This window comes from Palaeococcus pacificus DY20341 (assembly GCF_000725425.1).
Taxonomy (GTDB): domain Archaea; phylum Methanobacteriota_B; class Thermococci; order Thermococcales; family Thermococcaceae; genus Palaeococcus; species Palaeococcus pacificus.
Map to the genome: position 1 here is coordinate 1,262,636 of NZ_CP006019.1, position 19,281 is coordinate 1,281,916.

Consider the following 19,281-nt stretch of genomic DNA (forward strand, 5'->3'; position numbering starts at 1 on the left):
TTTAAATTCCTGCCAGTGCAGGTGTGATGTAAGCTTCTATAACTGCCGCTATAAAAAGGAGGGCTATTGAGATACCGAGCATTTTCATTGAGTTTTTGAAGCCCCTCCTGAAGCGCTCCCCAATAGTTCCTTCTCCTTTTATAATCTCGAGATACCACTCGATTCCACCCAAGCCTGCAACGGCAAATGCAGGTATCTCAACTATTCCATGGGGCACTATTGAGAGGATTAGGGTTGAAATAGGCGTTCCCTGCAGATAGCTGTATTCTACAACAATCCCCACAACGAATCCATTGAACAGCAAAATGCCTATGGGAACTATGCCAAAGAGGAAACCCCCAAGGGCAGCTATTATGGCCACTCTCGCATTGTTTGAAAATATAAGTAAGAATGTTCCAAAGGGGTTTTCATGAACGTCCCCAACTTTTTGCCCGAGTAATCTCCTAAGATTCTCAAACATGGACTCCGCAAAGTTTGGATTAGCTACCGTGAAGAGTATGCCAAGTGCGACACCGATTAAAAACACTCCAAGCAAAGCACCAAAAATTCTACGCCTCGTCATTCTTCTCTCCTCTTAACGCATTTTTCAGCGCTATCTTAAAGTCCTCAACTGTGATGTAGGGCATCTCTCCTTCGAAGTTCACTTTGAAAAACTCATCTATAGCATCTTCAAGCTTGGATATTTCTCTGCCCTCTAAGGATTTTTCCAGCTCTTCAACAGCCTCTTCTGGATATATGAAGAAATCACCGCTGATCTTAACGCTTCTCGCAATTCCTCTCTCTTCATCAATCTCAAATCTGATTAAACCTTTTCTCGCTTTATGCTCGCCTACTTTCCTCATGCTTTCACCAACTCAATTATTCCAGGAGAAGTTTTTAAACCTTAAGGAACAGCTTTTATAAAGTAGTTTCCTAAAGGGAATTTTAGAGGTGATGTTCATGGCTTACGAGGACGTTAAAAACGAGGTAAAGCTTATCCTTAGTGAAGAGCTCAAGAAAATGGCCGAAGAGAAGGGAGTTGAGCTTAAGGTTGAAGTATTATTTGATGAAACACCGAGTATGGAGCTTGGGGATTTTGCAACGACAGTAGCTTTTCAATTGGCCAAAGTCTTTAGAAAAGCCCCAAGGATGATAGCTCAGGAGATAGTGGAGCACATTGGTGATAAACTGCCGGATTACATAGCAAAAGTCGAGATAGCTGGCGCTGGATACATAAACTTCTTCTTGGACTATGAGAAGTTTGGAAAGTCAGCGGTGGAAGAAATCCTTGAGAAGGGCGACAGCTTTGGTAAGAGCGAGATTGGAAAGGGTAAAAAAGTTATAGTGGAGCACACATCTGTTAACCCCACCAAACCCCTCCACATGGGACATGCGAGGAACTCGATATTGGGAGATACAATGGCAAGAGTAATGCGTGCTTTGGGCTACAACGTCGAAGTGCAGAACTATATAGATGACCTTGGTATCCAATTTGCCCAGGTGTTTTGGGGATATCTCAACTTGAAAGACGAGTTTGAAAAGCTCAGAGAAGAGCTCAAAGCCAAAGGGGTAAAAGAAAATGCTATAGACCACGTTTTGGGGCTTCTTTATGTGGAAGTACACAAGAAGATGCAGGAGAATCCAGAGGTTGAGAAGAAAATTAGAGAGCTAATGAAGAAGCTTGAAGAAGGGGACAACGAAATAGCTGAAAAGGGACGTAAACTGGCCGAGGAGTGTGTTAAAGCTCAAATGGAGACGACATATAGGTTAAACATCGCCTACGATCTGCTCTCCTGGGAGAGCGACATAGTGAGGAGCGGCATTTTTGAAGAGGCCTATGCAATGATAGAGAAGAACGAACACTTTGAATGGGCAAAAGAAGGAAAGTATAAGGGTGCGTTTATAATGAAGCTTTCACACCTCTTTCCGGACATGGAAAATCCGGATAAAGTCCTCATAAGGAGCGACGGGACAGCAACTTATACGGGCAAGGATATAGCCTATCACATGTGGAAGTTCGGCTTAGTGAGCGCAGACATGCTTTATAAAGTGTGGGACAAAGTGCCCTTTGAAGGTAAGGAGCACGAGACGTGGACTACGTCAAAAGACGGAGAAAAGAGCGACAAGTTTGGAAAGGCCGATGTGGTCATAAACGTTATTGGAGCTGAACAGAAATATCCCCAAAAGGTTGTGGCCTACGCTTTAAAGCTCCTTGGCTATGAAAACGCTTACGAAAACTTCCACCACTTAGCTTACGAGCACGTCGTTAGGCCAGAAGGTTCATTCAGCGGAAGGAAAGGAACTTGGGTCGGCTTCACTGTGGATGAGGTCCTAGATGAGGCCTTTAAGAGAGCGAGAGCTTTGGTAGAGGAGAAGAACCCAAGCTTAAGCGATGGGGAGAAGGATAAGATAGCTGAAGCAGTAGGTATAGGTGCCGTTAGATACAACATGATCAAGTATTCACCTGAAAAGGTCATAGTCTTCAGATGGGACGATGCACTCAACTTTGAAGGAGAGAGCGCTCCATATGTCCAATACGCCCACGCAAGGTGTGCATCAATTCTAAGAAAGGCTCAATCTGAAGGATTAACCATCAATGTCAAAGACCTCTTTGAAAAGGCAGACTTCTCAAAGCTCGATGCAAAGGAGAAGGAGCTCATAAAGATACTCTCAAAGTTCCCCGAAATCGTAAAAACCGTTGGAATGGACATAAAGCCCCACCTATTGGCCTGGTATGCCAACGAGGTGGCAATGACGTTCAACAAATTCTATATGGCCCTGACTGTCCTGAAGGCCGAGGAAGGCATAAGGGAAGAGCGCCTACTCTTAGTATTGGCCACGAAGCAAGTCCTCAAGAACGTGCTGAGCTTAATGGGCATAGAAGCGCCGGAAGTGATGTAAATCTGGGGCACGCTTCTGCCCCTTTTCTGACATCTTTCGTGCCTCCTAAGTTACCCTTTTGTTCAGCGTTTGCACTATTAATGCCCTAAGCCAGCCCTTGAGGGTACTCTAATTTTGCCGTTGGGGAAAGTTTAAATCCTCCACATCTCATTTTAGCTTAGGTGATAGCATGCCGAGGATAGCCATAATAGGAGGTTCTGGAGTTTACGACCCAAAGCTCTTGGAGAATGTGAGAGAAGAGGAAGTAAGCACGCCCTATGGGACGATAAAAGTAAAAATAGGGGAGTACAAAGGAGAAGAGATAGTCTTTTTGGCAAGACACGGGGAGAAGCACAGTGTTCCTCCACATAAGATAAACTACCGTGCGAACATTTGGGGACTTTACGAGCTTGGTGTTGAGCGCATTTTGTCCACTTCAGCGGTTGGCTCACTAAATGAGGCCATGAAGCCGGGGGACTTTGTAGTCCTTGACCAGCTAATGGACTTCACAAAGAACAGGATTACTACTTTCTATGACGGTGAAGATGCCCCCCATGAGAGAAAGTTCGTCGCTCACGTGGACTTCACAGAGCCATATTGCCCAGAGCTCAGGAACGCTTTGATTAGAGCGGCCAAAGAGCTTGGCTTTACTTACCACCCAATGGGAACATATGCATGTATGGAAGGTCCACGCTTCGAAAGCAAAGCTGAGATTAGGGCACTCAAGATTTTAGGGGCTGATGTGGTTGGAATGACCCAAGTTCCTGAGGCAGTTCTAGCGAGAGAGCTTGAGATGTGCTACTCAAGCGTTGCCATCGTTACGAACTTTGCCGCTGGTATAAGCAGAGAAAAGCTCACGCACACTGAAGTTGTCGAGCTAATGGCAAAAAAGAGCGAAGAGATAAAGCTTCTCCTCATGAAGGCCGTTGAATACATTCCAAAGGAGAGGCGCTGTGCGTGTAAGGACGCTTTGAAGGGTGCAACGGGGGAATGATCCCCCTAAACCTCTCTTAGACTTTCCTTAACTGCTATCTCCAGCGCTTTTCTTATCATCTCTAAGGGCATTGATGGCCTTGGCTTGTCTAAAACTTGTTCTGGGATGTATGGAACGTGGATGAAGCCTGCTTTGGCCTTTAAACCCTTGAGGGCAACATGGTGTAGGGCAACATACATTGCGGTATTGCAAACGTAAGTGCCTGCTGTGTTAGAGACCATTGCGGGAATTCCTTCATCCCTAAGGCTCTTTACAATAGATTTTATCGGAAGCGTTGCGAAATATGCTGATGGCGCGTTCATATAAATTGGCTCATCTTCGGGAACATAATCATCGTTGTCTGCGGTTGTGGAGTCCATTATGTTTATGGCAACGCGCTCAACAGTTATGTTGAACCTTCCTCCAGCCTGCCCTGTTAGTATTATCACATCTGGAGCTACATCCTCAATGAGCTTTGGAAGAATCTCTCTAACTTTTTTAAAGCTCACCGGGAGCTCTTTCTTGACTATTTGAGCACCGTCAATCTCGTCTGATAGCTCTTTAACTGCCTCCCACGAGGGGTTTATCTTTTCGCCTCCGAAAGGCTCAAATCCGGTAATGAGGACCTTCATATGCTCACCTCTTGAGTTTGGGTAAACATTTATAGGTTTTGAAGGGTACGCTTTAAATAGGTTGGTGATTGTGATGGCATATGATGTGATGATTATTGGAGCAGGACCCGTGGGAAGTTACTTAGCCACACTTTTGGCGAGAGATTTCAATGTTCTGGTTGTGGAACAAAAAAGTTCTTTTGGTGAAAAGGCCTGCACCGGCATAATCGGGGCGGAGAGCTACGAAAAATTGGGCCTTCCAAAAAAAGCGGTGCTCAATGCATTTAGAGGTGCTAAATTTTACTCCAAAATCCAAAGCTTTAAAATTGAGCGAAAAAGCCCTCAAGCATACATGGTTGATAGGAGGGTCTTGGAGAGAGAACTTGCGAGGAAGGCAATTTTGAAAGGAGCAGAATATTCTTTGAGCACAAAGTTCTTGGAATTTAAAAATGGGAGAGCTCTCCTTCAAAAGCACAGCGATGTCTTTGAGGTAGAGGCAAAAGTTTACATCGGTGCAGATGGTGTTCACAGCAGAGTAGCTCAAGCTATTGGTGCGAAGAGTAAAGGAGAGTTTTTGCCCGGTTTTGAGATGGAGATTATAGGAAATTTTGATAATCCCGACTTCGTAGAGGTCTGGGTCGATAAAGAGCTCAATGAAGACTTCTTCTTTTGGGTTGCTCCAATTGATGAAAACTTAGCGAGAGTGGGCACCATTGGGCGATTAGATTCCCTCTACAAGTTCCTCAAAATAAGGATGCTCACTGACAAGAGTGCAATAGAGTTCAAGGCGGGTAGCGTTGGTATCGGTGTTAGAAAACCTTGGGTGAGGAGAAATGTCGCTTTAGTAGGAGACGCTGCCCTCCAGTTGAAGCCCCTAACTGCTGGAGGCATAGCTTACGGAATGTTCTGTGCTCACGCGTTAGCTTACGCTCTAAAAGAAGGCGACTTAAAGAGGTATGAGAAGATATGCAGCGACATCAAGAGGGAAATAAGTTTCGGCCTAAGGGCGAGGAAGCTCTTCAAAGCTCTAAACCAAGAACAAATGGAGAAGATCTTTGAGCTGCTCTCCACAAAAGAAGCGAGAGAAGTTATTGAGCAGACTGCTGACTTTGATGAGCACGCAAAAACTATTAAAGCACTCTTAAAACATCCAAGACTCTTGGCGAAGGCATTAAAGATAACACCGATGCTGATAAGGTATTTGCTATGAGGTGATGCTATGGAGTGGGAGATGGGGCTTCAGGAGGAGTACTTGAGATTGATGAAAGAGGGCAAAAAGAAAGTTGAGGGAAGGCTTTACGACGAGAAGAGACAGAAGCTCCAAGTTGGTGACGTAATAGTCTTCGAGGGGAAGCTAAGGGTTAAAATAAAGGCTCTAAGACGCTACGCCTCATTTAAGGAGATGCTTGAGAAAGAAGGCCTCGAGAATGTTCTGCCCAACGTTGGAAGCATAGAGGAGGGCATTAAAATCTATCGGCAGTTCTACGATGAAGAGAGGGAGAAGAAATACGGCGTTGTGGCAATAGAGGTGGAGGTTCTTAGAGACGAGTAGGCGCTCTCCCATAGATTGGAATCTTTTTTCCACACTTTGGGCACCTGCCCTCTTTCGTTAAGTTCCACTCCACAACCCGCTGGTGGGCCCTAACAATCAATCTTTTCCCGCAGTTTGGACAGTAGGTGCTCTCGTGTTTTATTGAACCAATATTGCCCAAATAAACGTAGTTTATGTTGAACTCTTTTTGGGCTATTTCCTTGAGCTCCAAGAGCTTCTCTACTGGGGTTTCCTTCTCTCTCCAGAAGTGCATTGGGTAGTAACGGTTTATGTGAAGAGGAACATCTTCGCCAAGCCTCAAATGTTGCTCGAATATCCAAGAGTAGCACTCTTCGTTCGTGTTCGTGACAACCAAATAAACCATCTCCACGTGGGCCCCCAGGTCAAGGGCTTTCCTTGCATTGCGAAAGACCTTTCTATGGTCTACCGCTGCTAAAGCCCTCTTCATTCCGGGACACCCTTTTATGTCTATGCTGAAGCCGCTAACTCCGCTTTCGACTAGCTCTTCTAAGGCTCTAGGTGTAAAGTAGCCGTTGGTCACCAAACAGCCATAAAGGCCCTTTTCTCTCCCAAGAGCAAAGACATCGAGGAGGTAAGTGAAAAGCGTTGCAGGCTCATTGAAGCTTGCACAAAGGCCCTCATCCCCGTATCTCAAAGCTGTCTCTACGAGCTCTTCGGGAGGCACTTTTGGGATGTCCTTAGGGACATGGGAGAAGCTCAAATGGTAGTTTTGGCACCAGGGGCAGTAGAGGTTGCACCCAAAGCCCGAGAAAGTTAAGGCCGTGCTGTTTGGATAGTAGTGAAAGAAGGGCTTTATCTCTACAGGCCGGCTCTCCAATGCGCTCAGCTTTCCGTAGCCAATGTGAACGAGCTTTCCATCGATGTTGGCGTAATTTTTACATATTCCTAACTTCCCTGCTCTAATTAGGCAATTCCTCTCGCAGACCAAGCACTTAACATTTCCATTTTCAATCTCACAAAGCTCCTCAATCATCAAATCCTTTTTAATGTTCCTTAGCTTAAGTTTTTCCCTGAAATCCAAAAAGCATAATGCAAAAAAGAGAAGAAGCAGTGCGAAATCAACCTAGATACTTTTCCTTCACGTAGGCGATGAAGTAGTCTGGGTTGATTCCTTCGCCAAAGCTCCTCTTTAAGAGCTCCTTTGGTTCGTACATTGAGCCGTATTTGTGGACTTTCTCCCTCAGCCAGCCCTTGATTTCTTCGAATTCTCCTTTCCTAACCTTCTCGCTGAAGTCAGGAATGTCCTTGCGCATGTAGCTCGCGATTTGAGCTGAGAGGAGGGTTCCAAGAGTATAGGTTGGGAAGTAGCCTATAGTTCCGTGGGCCCAGTGTATGTCTTGGAGTATTCCCTCCCGATATGTCTTTGGTCTTATGCCCAAAAGCCTCTCCATCTCCTCGTTCCAGAGTTCTGGAAGTTCACTCGCCTTAACACCCTCGTTCACCATGAGCTTTTCGAGCTTATAGCGCAGGAGTACGTGGAAGTTGTAGGTTACAACATCAGCTTCCGTCCTTATGAAGTCTGGCCTAACGATGTTAATGTAGTTGTAGAGGTCTTCTTGGGTATAGTTTGCCATGAATGGGAGGTTTTCTCTAAGTATTGGGTAGATTAGCTCCACAAATTCTATTGAGCGGCCAATGATGTTCTCCCAAAAGCGGCTCTGGCTCTCGTGTATTCCAAGGGAAACTCCTCCTGCTATTGGGGAAAACATAAAGCGTTCGTCGGTCTGGAGCTCGTATAGAGCGTGTCCGAACTCGTGGATAACAGCCAAGAGCGTTCTCCTGAAGTCGAAGCCCTCATAGCGTGTAGTTATTCTAACGTCGTGAATTCCAAAACCTATCGTGAACGGGTGGGGTGAGACGTCCAAGCGGCCTCTCTCGCCAAGAGGATATCTAAAGAGCCTGAGCACCTCTAGATTGACCTTCTCCATAGCATTTTGGTCGTACTTCTCATTTTCAAGCGGGTGCTCCCTTGGAACTCTACCTTCCTCAAGTATCTTATCTAAGAGTGGCTTCAAGTCCTTTTCGAGCTTCTCGAAGACCCTATCAACTTCTCTTGTGGTGAGACCTTCCTCAAAGAGGTCTAAGAGCGCATCGTAGGGATACTCTTCATAGCCGAGATAGTCCGCAGCTTTTTTAGCAAGCTCCATTATCTTGTCAAGATATGGCTCAAACTTCTTGTAGTCGTTCTTTTCTTTAGCCTCAGCCCAAGCCATCGTAGCCTTGCTCCTTACCTCGCTCATCTCCCTAACGAACTCTGGCGGAAAGGCCTTGGCAATCTTTATATCTCTCTTCAAAACCCTGACTACACCGCGCTCATAGTCGTTGAGCTCTAATCCTTCGGCTTTCTCAACGAGCTCAACGAACTTTGGCTCGAGCATGAAGCTCTGACTTAAAACTGACAGTTCTCCTTGAGCAACGCTTCTCTCTTGGATTGCTCTCTTGGGCATGTTTACTTCCATGTCCCAGCCAAGAACGCTTTGAGCATGCCCTATCGCCCATATCTTCTTGTAGTGGGCTAAAATTTGCTTTATGGTTTCGTTTTGGAATATCTCTTCAGCCATTTTCCCAACCACCTGGATATAATACAACTCTCGCCTTTTAATATTTTTCGATACTCATCTAAACGCAAAATATAGAGTTGAATAAATTTCACTTTCCCCTGAAACAGTGAAGAGGTTAGTTGTGAATTCAAGCTGAAGTTTTGGGATTTGGAGGTTTTTTTCACCGCAAAGAGCACCAGTTTAGCAGGAATTCACTACGAGAATAGCAAGTTTAACAGGACATACGAGCTTTGATCAAACTTTTCGCCAGCAACCTTTGCCTTGTAAAAGGTTGACCCAATGGATTAACTTTTAAAGTTGATGATTTCCTGTGCATTCTTGTATTGGTAATTTTGTTTGTGGATTTTCATTATCAAACATGGGTTTGGGGTGGATTCTCTCTTTTTTGACGCCTTTCAGGCGTCTTTTTTGAATGAATCCTCTGTAAAATAGAGTTCTTAGGGTGAAAATCTCTGTAAAAGTCCTCCAAACTCAAGAATGCGCCCTAAAAATTACTCCAATTAAAACAGTAAGAAACATTCCGCCAGCGCTTGCGCAAGCAAGGGCTGAATGGTGGCGCCCCGGCGGGGATTCGAACCCCGGACCTCGAGGTCCGCAGCCTCGCGCCCTATCCAGACTAGGCCACCGGGGCACGCCCAATGTGTGAATGCAAGCTTTTGTTTATAAATCTTTACCTTACTAGGGGCGCGATTCTGTGTTTCTTCTGACATCATTCATGCCCACCAAGGTCTCCATATAATCAGCATTTTGCCTGTTAGAGCTGAGACGTTAGCATAGGATGTTTCTAGGGGTTTTTGACATTCTTCCAGCGAACTGGCAGATTTTAGAAATAAGTGTCAGCCTCGGGAATTCTGAATGAATGGTGAATGGGCCAAAAGAATGCCGTTAGAGGCTCAGCCGTTTTCCCGTTAACCTTTTAAATCCATTTTTTAATAACAAAATGGAACTTAAAGATGGAAGGAGGTGGAAGCATGCCGCTGATAGAAGAGGTTGCAAAGATAAGCTTTGAGCGCGTAGGGAGCCACTCCCACATAAAAGGCCTTGGTTTGGACGAGAGTGGGAAAGCCAAGTTCATGGCCGATGGCATGGTAGGTCAAGTGAAAGCTAGAGAAGCGGCTGGAATTGCAGTGGAGCTCATAAAGAAGGGTAAGTTCGCCGGTAAGGGCATTCTATTGGTGGGTCCAACTGGAAGCGGTAAAACCGCTATAGCCATGGGAATTGCTAAAGAACTGGGTGAGGATGTCCCATTTGTTCAAATAGCGGGAAGTGAGATTTACTCAGCTGAGATGAAGAAGACGGAATTCTTAAAGCAAGCTTTGAGAAGAGCGATTGGTGTTAGAATAAGCGAGGAAAAGAAGGTCTATGAGGGAGCTTTAGAGAAGATTGAGATTAGGAGGACGAAGCATCCGTTCAACCCCTACGTAGAAATCCCAGAGAGTGCACTAATAACGCTCAAGACTAAGGATGATAAAAAGACCATTAAAGTTGGCAGGGAGATAGCATACCAGCTTCTTGAGGGAGGCATTGAAGAAGGAGACGTAATTCAAATAGACGCTGAGACAGGAAGGGTTTCAAAGATTGGGACTGTAAAGGAGGAGGAAGGCCTATTCTTGAAGAGGAAAGTGAATCTCCCAAGCGGACCTGTTCTTAAAATTAAAGAGTTCACATACACCGTTACACTGCATGACCTCGATGTGGTTAATGCAAGAAGCGGGGGAATATTTAGCCTCTTCTTCGGCGGGGGAATGGAGATAAACGATGACATTAGGCAAAGGGTTGATGAGGCTGTAAAAGGATGGGTTGAGGAAGGCAAAGCGATACTCGTCCCGGGCGTTTTGTTCATAGACGAGTGCCACATGCTCGACATTGAGGCCTTCTCCTTCTTAGCTAGAGCAATGGAAGGAGAGCTCGCACCAATATTGATTCTTGCAACGAACAGAGGAAGGACAAGGATTAGGGGAACTGATATTGAAGCTCCCCACGGAATACCTATAGACATGCTCGACAGGCTCTTGATAATCAACACTGAGCCCTACAAACGCGACGAAGTTAGGGAGATTGTGAAGATTAGGGCAAGTGAGGAAGGAATAGAGATAAGCGAGGATGCCATTGAGTATTTAGCGGAACTCGGCGAAAAGACGAGCTTAAGGTATGCAGTCCAGCTTTTGGCACCAGCAAGTGTTTTGGCTAGAGGAATGGTTGAGAAGGAGCACATCGAGAAGGCTAAAGAGTACTTCGCCGACATAAGGAGGAGCATAAGCTTTGTAGAGAATCTTGAGGGCATGCTAAGTTGAGGATTTTCTTTTTAATCTTTTGCATCATTTGTATAAATTGTAATTTGGCCGCTGGAGGAGAAATAACTCCTTCTAAATCCTGTACTATTGCAGTCAATTTCATAGAAGATGATATAGCGAGTTTTATTCATTGGAACTAATTTAAAGGTTATAACCTCTTTTTGATGTTTTGGTGCTGTAAAGACGGTATTTTTTGGTTCTATCATTATAGATTCTTCCGAGGAGGAACTAACTGAAATTAAGCACTCTGCATCTATGTTTGTAATCATCATAAATGTGAGATTATTCATTGTACCAGGAAGAGCTTTCGAGGTTTCGATTGGATTATTATTTAAGAGAACCTCATGATAAACTGAAAGCTGGGGGGCACCAAAGAACATCACTACAATTACAATAAAGAAAAGCAAAAAAATGGAGATAAGGATATTTCTTCTCATATAGCATCACTTCAATTCTCCCCAAGGATCAATCTTAAACGTTACGTATGTTGACTTTTTCCATTTACCTCCTATTTTGGGGCTATATGTAACACTGACATATTTGTAACCAACTGTTACACTTAAACTACCTCCAATACCATACGTGTGCACATAGTTCATTGAAACCCTAGTATATCTTCCAGATACATCTGGTGTTTTTGGCAGTAAGTAAAGGTATACATACCCTGAATTTAAATCATCTGGGGCATAATATGCTATTGCTCCGAGTGCTGAGTCGGCTCTTCTAATCTTAAATGGATATTTGTCGTTAAATAATACTAAATCACCAGCTTCATCCCAAATAAAGTACAATACATCATCTGAACCTTCATAGGTGGATGCTTCTGTTTCTCTCCACCAGTATGCATTGTGAACAATTATATAGTAGGGAATGTCTGGGTCATCTTGGTAAATATGACCTACCCACATATCTAGGTGAAGGTCAGCATAATCTCCACTTAAAGGAACTATGCTATTTTTGTTTAAGATATTATTCGCATGGAGTACTGATTGTCTTTTAGTAATCCCAACAGGATGCTCAATTTGGACTTTATTTCCAAGAATGGAGAAGTATTTAAAAACAGCAAGTGGATTTCCATCTGTTTTTTCTGCTATTAGATTTGCAACCTTAATGGTTGTAATTAACTTAAGTAATTTTTCTTTTGGAGCTTTCACACCTTGAGACTGGAGATAATCAATCATTTTTAAATCTTTTGCTGTTATTTTCTTAGCTATAGCAACTTCCTCAGGTTTAATATTAATTCCAAGCTCCTTTTGAAGTCTCTGAGCAAGTACAACATCATGGCTCAGCTCTTGAGATGGTGCAGCTATTGCCATTTTTACCATTGTCCCCATAGTCAAAAATCCAATGATTAATATTATTAAACTTTTCCACTTCATTAGTCTACCTCCAACAACTTTATTTATTTAAAATATACCACTGTTCTTTATAACTTTTTTGTCGTATTGACATGGGAAAAGAATATGAACAAAATGGAAAAAAGCTAATGCTCTAATTCGGTTTTCCTTAAACTTAATAAACCCTCCGCGGGAATTTGTGCTGGTGAGAACATGATTAAGGTCAAGGTCATCGGGAGGAAAATTGAAAAGGAGATAGAGTTTCAAAAGGGTATGAAAGTAAAAGATGTTTTCAGGGAAGTTGGCTTCAATACGGAGAGCGCTGTGGCTAAAGTTAACGGCAAAGTTGTTTTAGAGGACGCACCTGTGAAAGACGGCGACTACATAGAAGTTATCCCCGTTGTATCGGGCGGTTAAGCTAGATACTCCATGAGCTTTTTGTAACTCTCCTTTGCTTTCTCTACGTCCTCCTCACTCAGCTCTCTCCCATATTTTGCCTTTTCGAAGATGGCAGTTAGAGTGTGCAGGTCTTTTAAGTCCTCGAAGATGTCTTTTAAGTGATCTTCGTGCTCCCAGTGAGTCCAGCTCTTTTGATATGGGTAGCCTCTCCTCACAAGGCCAGCTACGATATTTTTGTACATCTTAATAACGCGCTCTTCCTTTGTGCCATCAATAGTTTCAAATGTGAGCTCGGGTTTGAATTTAACAATTTCCTCTTTTTTCTTGGATTTTCTCATGTAATACACGAAAAAGGCTATTATCACTAGGAGCGGGAGGGCATATATAAGTATAGGCAAAGGCTTGTAGAAGACTTCTACGGGTGATGTGACATTGAAGAGCTCGATGATTGGGTATTTTATACGGGGTGCTTCTATGGGGGTTCCAAGAGCGGGCTTCTCAAAGAAGAGCTTATATAGGGCTACCAAAAGCGCAAGCATTGTTAAAATGAGCGCAATGTAATCCTTTTTTGTCATTTTTTGCCGTCTTAATGGAGAGATGGGAAAGCCGTTTTTTAGGATGTACCATATTACTACACTAAAAACTGAGAGCATGAAGAGCCACATGCCGAAATGGAGCCAGTCCAAATTGAAAAATGATGTCCCCGCCTCAATGACGGATCTTGATAAAAGGATTATGAGAAAAAAGAAGGCCAAAAACGGGAGAAGCTTTTTCATTTGCCGTTCACCATATAGTAGAGTGTCCTAAGGGGAATACCGAGCTCTTCGCTGATTTCTTTTAAGCTCTTGCCCCTCCTTATCATCTCATCAACTCTCTCCTTAATCCCATCATCGTACTTTTTGGGCCTTCCACGGGGATGCTTGATGGGTATGAGCTTAATCCCAACCCTATCAAGAGCGGAAATGACCTTTTTAGAAACCTTTGGATATAAGCTCGGTGGACAGCCAATAACTTTAACCGTTGGGGCCCTCTTAAGGATTCTCACCACTATCTCCTTGGTGGGCCTTAGATTAACGTAAACCTCCACAACCCCAGGTTTGAGCTCCTCATCTATTTTTCTTAGGAGCTCCTCGTTGTTTCTTGCTTTTAGCTCTATCATCTTCTTCCCCTTCTTCGAGGGCTTTTAAAAACTCCACAACTATCTCTTCCTTGGGCATAAACCTCTCAAACTTCTTCTTATCTCCAAAGGTGTCTAGAGGAATTCCGGATATTGCAACTTTCCATAGGGCGTCCTCAAGCTCCTTTTGGTTAATGCCCAAGAGCTCCGCTACTTTCTTCTCATTATAGGGACTTATTCCGTAGAGTATCACAGCTCCCAACAGGTAGTTTGGAATTGTTGAGAGCGTACTTCTTTTTCCAGAGAGCATTCTCTCAATTTCTCCTTTCCTTATCAGGAGCATGCTTCCAAAGCCTGTTTTGAAGAAGGGCTCATTTCTAAAGGGCTCATCGAAGAGGGAGTAGTGACAATCTATATGAAGTTTAATATCGGGATATAATGCTAAAAATTCTCTATCTCTCTCGGACGTTATTACATAGTACCTAAACAAGTCAAAGGCCAGCATTTGGAGGGCTTTTTCAGGATTCAAGCTTGCATATGCTAAAGCTAAGTTGTCTACGGTGTAGTGGTTGTTTATCAAAACTCCTCTAGTTTTTACTGAAGTTAAGACCTTCCACCGGACCATTTTTCCATATCTTCTCCTCAGCTCGCTGTCGATATCAACATCTTCTGGAAGGGTTATCCTCGTGGTCTTTAACTTCTTGTTTTCAAAATATTCAACTTCCAGCCTATAGCCGATCTTTTTTAAAGTTCCGCGCTCTCTAAGCTTTCCTTTTATATTCTTAAAGGCCTCTCTAACAACTACGTCTTTTTGGCTCAATATCCTTAGAACATCTCCCGAATAAGCTAGGTGTGGAAGTATGTCCAACCGCCCAATAACTATCTCCTTTTTAATTGCTCTAACCTTTTTTGGGTCTTTTATGTTCTTGGGCTCGATTTCTTTCCTTCCATCGTAGAAGCTGTAGTTGGCTAATATGTGGCCTAATGCCATCTTATGGGCCATTATAGCGCTTTTAATTCTTTCCAGGGCAAGCACTCTGTTGTGCTTCTTTCTGTATATCCAGTGAATGTTTGGATCCCTCTCACTCCTTGAGAGGAAGTATGTGGAGGGTGCCGTGACGCCGACCCTCCTTTCGAGCTCATGTCTTAAGTCCTCTAACACGCTAAGCTGTTTGTTGAGGTGGAAAACTATTGAGGGAACGCTACCCTCAAATAACCTAGGCGTATTTGTTTTTATATCATCCAACAGCAAATTTACTCTTGAAATGAGCTCTTCTGTTGTCGTCATGGCAACAATTCCTCGTTGGCTATTTTTTCGGGCAAATACTTCTTAGCCACGAACTCTAAGCTTTTGTGTGCTAAAGCCTGCTGCTCAATCCTAACTCCGAGCTTAATAGCCATCTTAAGCTGCCTCTGCCATTCCCTGTTTTTGAACCATGGGTACTCCATCTCCTCCAGTATACGCTTATAATCACCAGTTGGTCCGCCTTTCTTGTTTGGTGGAATTCCTTTAAGCTTCTCTGTAACTCTTTGCAATCCATAGCGCTCTATATCGTCCATAGTCATTCCAACGAACTTCGCCTCAGGCGTTGCGAGCTTGTCGCTCAAATAAGCGAGGTTAATCGAACCCTGCTTAATTGTGGAGTAGATGTACCATCCGTAGGGGTCTCCATCCGTGAAGACTATTATGGGCAGGCCCTCCTCATAATGGAGCCTGTGGATTAGCCTTCTCACACCTCTTGAGGCTTGACCTTGAGTGGCTATGATGAGGGCGTTTTCTTTCTTGGGGAACTTTTCTTCAATTAGACGGTCGGCCATAGCAGCTGTCTCAACAACTAAGGCATAGTCAACGTTGATCTGAGTGAACTTAAGGTGCTCGACTGTTCCTGGAACTGCCCATCCACCCATACCGAGCTTTGAGGTGTTGAACTCATCCTCGCCGTCCTTAATTGTTATATCACCGTAGATGTAGCCCCTTCTATCGGCTGTAATGTGCATCTCCTCTCTCAAAACACCTAAAGTCCTCTCAAGGTCTTCTATAATGGCGTTGCTCTCGATCTGATCTTCGAAAGTGTTCTCCTTTGTCCCGCCAACGCTGTGCTTGTTTGCATAGTAAGCTTCTCTCAAGCTCGCATGCTTCATTTCACCGACTAATCTTTTGATATAAGCGGCTATGAGGACGGTCTGCATGAACTTTTTAGCATGAGCCACGTGAAGGAAATAACGCCTCGAGATTTTATCGCCCATTTGAATCGTCTTCGTTGCCTCATCATAGTAGACGTTGCTTATTCCCCTCATTGGGACATCTATGTGTGGATTTTTGCCTTGCTTAACTGCCTCGAGGATTTGATATCCAATTCCTTCAAGCTTCTTGATGACCTTTTGGGGGTCGTAGCCAAACTTCTCTCTTGGCTTTTCTCTCTTAATTGTCATGCCTCTCCCTCCGCAGCTTCCACTTCGGGGGCTTCAAACTTCTTCTCTATGAGACCGAGGAAGTAGGGCTTAATCTCCTCCTTGGGCTTTTCTGTTAGAATAGAAAGAGCTTCCGCTACTTCATCAACATACTTCTCCAATGTCCTTCTCCTCTTGACTTGGTGGAGCTTCCTGTGCTTTCCGCTCAAGTACTTCTTTAGCCGCCTTCCAATTTCCATCAAAGCCAAGCGGATCTCCTCGTAGATTTCCTCCTCGCTCGCTATGCTCTGCTTGCCTGTTGATGTGTAGGGCACGTGAACACTGATTACATTGACAAAAACAACCATTGGGGCATCTTCAAGGTTGTCCACCTTATAGCGCTTCCAATCGACACTTCTAACTGCCGAAGTGGTTACACATGAGCCTGCATCAAAGAGCAGTGGAACTCTGTTGGCATACCTCAGGATGTCGAAGCCGCTCAAAGAGCCTCCAAAAGCCAAAGCAACCTCAACCTGGAAGGGTATACCACCGCGGTAGACCTTTGGGGACCTTGTTAGGGAAGTTACGAACTCTGGGTTGAGGATGTTTGTGAGTCCCTTTTCTATGTTCTCCTCTCCAATTGGCCTTAAACCGCTCGTTGGAGGAGCTAAGAACTTTATGTACTTGAACGCCTCAATTATCTCTTCAGCTTCATGCCACGTGAGCTTTGAGGGTTCTTTTTCCATTATTTTCTCTACCTGTCTCAGTGTTTGCTTGCCCCTCTTTCCAAAGCTCTTTAAGATTATATCAACTTCACCGTTAGCCAAGCGCTCGTAGAGCTGCTTTTTCTTCTGCTCTTCCTCAACACCATTTATGAGCCTTAAAGCGGCAACATATTTCACTATCTCACTTACTTTTTGGCTACTTATCCTCGAGAACTCGCCAACCAAAAAGCGCTTAACCGTGCTCCTCCTCGTCTTTTTGGCCATCCTAAAGAGATCGTCTGTAATGACTCCTCTTGGGTGCGGCTTCATCTCTTCGGGAGGCTTTGGAATCTCCTCACTGCCTCTTGGAAAGACTATTAACTTCCCATCGGGTTCTATAAGCTCAATGTGAGCGTGGGGGTTGGCTATAGCGGTGAGCTTTAGATACCAGTAGGGCCCCTGCTTTGAGCGGATGTATCTTACATCCTTAACTTCCATCTCTATCCTAGTTCCACGCCATCCTGTTGGATTCGGGTGCTTTATCTTCTTAACAACTTTACCTTCGTTCTTCTCAACGTCAATCATCACCCACGCTTCTATTATCTCATCGCCGCCTGTTGAAGTGATTACGCGGGTAGCTTTACCGCTCGTCATTTGAGCAAACATCACCGCACCGCTTATACCTATACCCTGCTGTCCTCTGCTTTGTATGTTTCTGTGGGCCTTTGTTCCTGCGAGCATTTTACCAAATACGTGTGATATAAACTTTTCAGGAATTCCAGGTCCGTTGTCTTCCACTATGAGTTTATAGTGCTCCTTTCCAAGCTCCTCAATTTCAACTTTTACGTAGGGTAGAATACCAGCCTCTTCACAAGCATCGAGAGCGTTTGTCACTGCTTCGTGGATTAGCGTTGTAAATGAGCGTACTTTTCCTGTGTAACCTAGCATAGCGGCGTTTCTTCTAAAGAACTCACTAACGCTTTGGATTTTAAACTCCTTAAAAAGCTCCTTGGCTTCAGATTTGGCCATAAGTCATTCCCTCCAATTCTAGATCTTTCTTTTTCCTTTCTAGGAATTTGTAAACGGAACCGTGACGGGAACCTCTTACGAGCTTTTCAATTGCTGTTTTAGCTATTTCAACTTGGATTGGGTTTCCTATGATGGAAACTGTCTTTCCGTAAACACTCACATAAGTACCGCTCATCTCTTCAATTATCTCCCTTGTCCTGCCCTTCCTGCCTATTATCCTCCCTCTGACACGTGGGAGAGCATTTTTATCATTACCGATAACAATATCGGATAAGTTAATTACCTCTAAGACTTCCCCTTCTTCTAAGAGTCTAAATGCCTTCTCAGGACTAAATCCTCTTCCAATGGCAGTAACGATGTCTCTTGCCTTCCAAACAGCCAGTGGGTCTTCTGTTTCTTTAGTTGAGCTTATAAACACCTCTCCGCTGTCACTGTCAATATCTATCCTAGTTTTTGTCTTTTCCTCAATTTCCCTTTTAGTCTCGCCCTTCCTTCCAATCAAAACTCCTATTCTCTCTTTAGGTATCCTAACATACTCTTCATTGAAGATTTCCTCATAGGGAGTTTCTTCGTATTCTTCCTCACCTTCTTTGTCAACATTTTCATACTCTTCGAGCTTCTTTTCAAATTCCTTCATAGCTCTCACCAACCAGCTCTTTCAGTTTATCACTGGGATCTTCAACCTCGACGCCTTTTTTAGCAAAGTAATGGGTGATATTCCTTAAATCACGATAGAGCAAGGTTTTAGCCATCTTATTTCTACTAACCGTGGCTTGAGACCAGTCTATTATAACTGGCTTATCCCACATAAGTATGTTATACTCGCTCAAATCTCCGTGAACCATCTCGCCTCTCTTCCAAAGTCTCTCTATGACTCTCATTGTGTAGTGGTAGAGCTCTTCAAACTCTTCCAAGCTCAATGTCCTCTCAACGTCTTTAAGCCTTGGTGCGGGATATTCATTTCCAATAAACTCCATAACTAGGATATTTTTTCGGAAAGCTAATGGCTCTGGGACTCTAACCGCGTATTTTATGGCCCTTTGCAGGTTTTTGAACTCCCTTCTCGTCCAAATAAACACAAGCTTTCTAATATCCTTCGGCAAATACCCTACCCTTGGGTCTGCAGCTAAATATTCCCAAATACGCCTAAACTCTGTTGTGTAAGTCCTATAAATCTTAACTGCCACTTGGTTACCATCTTTGTCAAGTCCTCTGAATACATTGGCCTCTTTTCCCGTGGATATAACTCCAAATAGCGTATCTATATAACCTCTTTTTTTCATATATTCGAGAGTCTCTTGGGTTGTCTTATCGAACACTTCGCTGAATACTTTATAGAGCTCACTGTCTTTTTCTCTTTCTTCTTTTAACCCAAGCAGTTCAAAGATTTTCCTATCAACACTTTCAGGCTTCATTTCAATCACTTAACAAGG

20 protein-coding genes and 1 tRNA gene are annotated in these 19,281 nt (G+C 43.9%); 6 read left to right on the forward strand and 15 right to left on the reverse strand.

Annotated elements, in window-relative coordinates; genetic code table 11:
* Nucleotide 1: 1 nt before the first annotated feature.
* On the reverse strand, nt 2-562 hold the full coding sequence (locus PAP_RS06930) for a stage II sporulation protein M (RefSeq protein ID WP_048165318.1): 561 nt from the start codon (nt 560-562) through the stop codon (nt 2-4).
* Nucleotides 549-842: a lipoate protein ligase C-terminal domain-containing protein gene (locus tag PAP_RS06935; RefSeq protein WP_048165319.1), complete on the reverse strand. Its 294-nt coding sequence runs from the start codon at nt 840-842 to the stop codon at nt 549-551. Before PAP_RS06935 ends, PAP_RS06930 begins: the two co-directional genes overlap by 14 nt.
* Nucleotides 843-939: 97 nt before the next feature.
* Here PAP_RS06935 and PAP_RS06940 point away from each other — a divergent pair, with 97 nt between their 5' ends.
* Both PAP_RS06940 and mtnP read left to right on the forward strand, forming a co-directional pair.
* Nucleotides 940-2,880 (forward strand): arginine--tRNA ligase, encoded by a 1,941-nt coding sequence (locus PAP_RS06940; RefSeq protein ID WP_048165320.1) that lies wholly within the window; start codon nt 940-942, stop codon nt 2,878-2,880.
* Nucleotides 2,881-3,049: 169 nt separating this feature from the next.
* Nucleotides 3,050-3,853: an S-methyl-5'-thioadenosine phosphorylase gene (gene mtnP / locus PAP_RS06945; protein ID WP_048165321.1), complete on the forward strand. Its 804-nt coding sequence runs from the start codon at nt 3,050-3,052 to the stop codon at nt 3,851-3,853.
* A 5-nt stretch (nt 3,854-3,858) separates the two neighbouring features.
* Here the strand turns inward: mtnP and pcp are convergent, their stop codons facing one another.
* The gene (gene pcp / locus PAP_RS06950; RefSeq protein ID WP_048165322.1) at nt 3,859-4,464 is read right to left on the reverse strand and encodes a pyroglutamyl-peptidase I; all 606 of its coding nucleotides are present in this window, start codon (nt 4,462-4,464) and stop codon (nt 3,859-3,861) included.
* A gap of 73 nt (nt 4,465-4,537) precedes the next feature.
* On the opposite strand from pcp, the gene PAP_RS06955 reads away from it, so the two are divergent.
* The gene (locus PAP_RS06955; RefSeq protein ID WP_048165323.1) at nt 4,538-5,653 is read left to right on the forward strand and encodes a geranylgeranyl reductase family protein; all 1,116 of its coding nucleotides are present in this window, start codon (nt 4,538-4,540) and stop codon (nt 5,651-5,653) included.
* 9 nt (nt 5,654-5,662) lie between these two features.
* Nucleotides 5,663-5,995, forward strand: a complete 333-nt coding sequence (locus tag PAP_RS06960; RefSeq protein ID WP_048165324.1) for an ASCH domain-containing protein — start codon at nt 5,663-5,665, stop codon at nt 5,993-5,995.
* Here the strand turns inward: PAP_RS06960 and PAP_RS06965 are convergent.
* The 3 genes from PAP_RS06965 to PAP_RS06975 all read right to left on the reverse strand — a co-directional run bounded on the left by PAP_RS06965 (nt 5,982) and on the right by PAP_RS06975 (nt 9,208).
* Nucleotides 5,982-6,989: a radical SAM protein gene (locus PAP_RS06965; RefSeq protein ID WP_048165985.1), complete on the reverse strand. Its 1,008-nt coding sequence runs from the start codon at nt 6,987-6,989 to the stop codon at nt 5,982-5,984. The genes PAP_RS06960 and PAP_RS06965 overlap by 14 nt on opposite strands.
* An 85-nt stretch (nt 6,990-7,074) precedes the next feature.
* The gene (locus PAP_RS06970; protein ID WP_048165325.1) at nt 7,075-8,577 is read right to left on the reverse strand and encodes a carboxypeptidase M32; all 1,503 of its coding nucleotides are present in this window, start codon (nt 8,575-8,577) and stop codon (nt 7,075-7,077) included.
* A 553-nt stretch (nt 8,578-9,130) separates the two neighbouring features.
* Nucleotides 9,131-9,208, reverse strand: a tRNA-Arg gene (locus PAP_RS06975).
* Between the two features lie 340 nt (nt 9,209-9,548).
* Here PAP_RS06975 and PAP_RS06980 point away from each other — a divergent pair.
* Nucleotides 9,549-10,871, forward strand: coding sequence for a RuvB-like helicase (locus PAP_RS06980; protein ID WP_048165326.1), 1,323 nt, complete (start codon nt 9,549-9,551; stop codon nt 10,869-10,871).
* A gap of 11 nt (nt 10,872-10,882) precedes the next feature.
* Here the strand turns inward: PAP_RS06980 and PAP_RS06985 are convergent, their stop codons facing one another.
* Entirely contained in the window at nt 10,883-11,308 is a 426-nt protein-coding gene (locus tag PAP_RS06985; RefSeq protein ID WP_048165327.1) for a hypothetical protein, read from the reverse strand.
* Between the two features lie 6 nt (nt 11,309-11,314).
* Entirely contained in the window at nt 11,315-12,250 is a 936-nt protein-coding gene (locus tag PAP_RS06990; protein ID WP_048165328.1) for a hypothetical protein, read from the reverse strand.
* 171 nt (nt 12,251-12,421) lie between these two features.
* Here PAP_RS06990 and PAP_RS06995 point away from each other — a divergent pair, with 171 nt between their 5' ends.
* The gene (locus PAP_RS06995) at nt 12,422-12,625 is read left to right on the forward strand and encodes a MoaD/ThiS family protein (protein WP_048165329.1); all 204 of its coding nucleotides are present in this window, start codon (nt 12,422-12,424) and stop codon (nt 12,623-12,625) included.
* On the opposite strand, the gene PAP_RS07000 is transcribed toward PAP_RS06995, so the two are convergent.
* From PAP_RS07000 to PAP_RS07030, 7 genes are read right to left on the reverse strand one after another with little or no spacing between them, the layout of a single operon-like run.
* The gene (locus PAP_RS07000) at nt 12,622-13,383 is read right to left on the reverse strand and encodes a DUF4129 domain-containing protein (protein ID WP_048165330.1); all 762 of its coding nucleotides are present in this window, start codon (nt 13,381-13,383) and stop codon (nt 12,622-12,624) included. The genes PAP_RS06995 and PAP_RS07000 overlap by 4 nt on opposite strands.
* Nucleotides 13,380-13,766, reverse strand: coding sequence for a DUF1699 family protein (locus PAP_RS07005; protein WP_048165331.1), 387 nt, complete (start codon nt 13,764-13,766; stop codon nt 13,380-13,382). The genes PAP_RS07000 and PAP_RS07005 overlap by 4 nt, the downstream gene beginning before the upstream one ends.
* Nucleotides 13,714-15,012 (reverse strand): DUF530 family protein, encoded by a 1,299-nt coding sequence (locus PAP_RS07010; protein WP_048165332.1) that lies wholly within the window; start codon nt 15,010-15,012, stop codon nt 13,714-13,716. Before PAP_RS07010 ends, PAP_RS07005 begins: the two co-directional genes overlap by 53 nt.
* Complete coding sequence (locus PAP_RS07015; RefSeq protein ID WP_048165333.1) at nt 15,009-16,157, reverse strand: DNA topoisomerase IV subunit A; 1,149 nt, start codon at nt 16,155-16,157, stop codon at nt 15,009-15,011. Before PAP_RS07015 ends, PAP_RS07010 begins: the two co-directional genes overlap by 4 nt.
* Nucleotides 16,154-17,848, reverse strand: coding sequence for a DNA topoisomerase VI subunit B (gene top6B / locus PAP_RS07020; RefSeq protein WP_048165334.1), 1,695 nt, complete (start codon nt 17,846-17,848; stop codon nt 16,154-16,156). Before top6B ends, PAP_RS07015 begins: the two co-directional genes overlap by 4 nt.
* Nucleotides 17,835-18,485: a KH domain-containing protein gene (locus tag PAP_RS07025; RefSeq protein WP_048165335.1), complete on the reverse strand. Its 651-nt coding sequence runs from the start codon at nt 18,483-18,485 to the stop codon at nt 17,835-17,837. Before PAP_RS07025 ends, top6B begins: the two co-directional genes overlap by 14 nt.
* Complete coding sequence (locus tag PAP_RS07030) at nt 18,472-19,263, reverse strand: serine protein kinase RIO (protein WP_048165336.1); 792 nt, start codon at nt 19,261-19,263, stop codon at nt 18,472-18,474. Before PAP_RS07030 ends, PAP_RS07025 begins: the two co-directional genes overlap by 14 nt.
* Between the last annotated feature and the right edge of the window lie 18 nt (nt 19,264-19,281).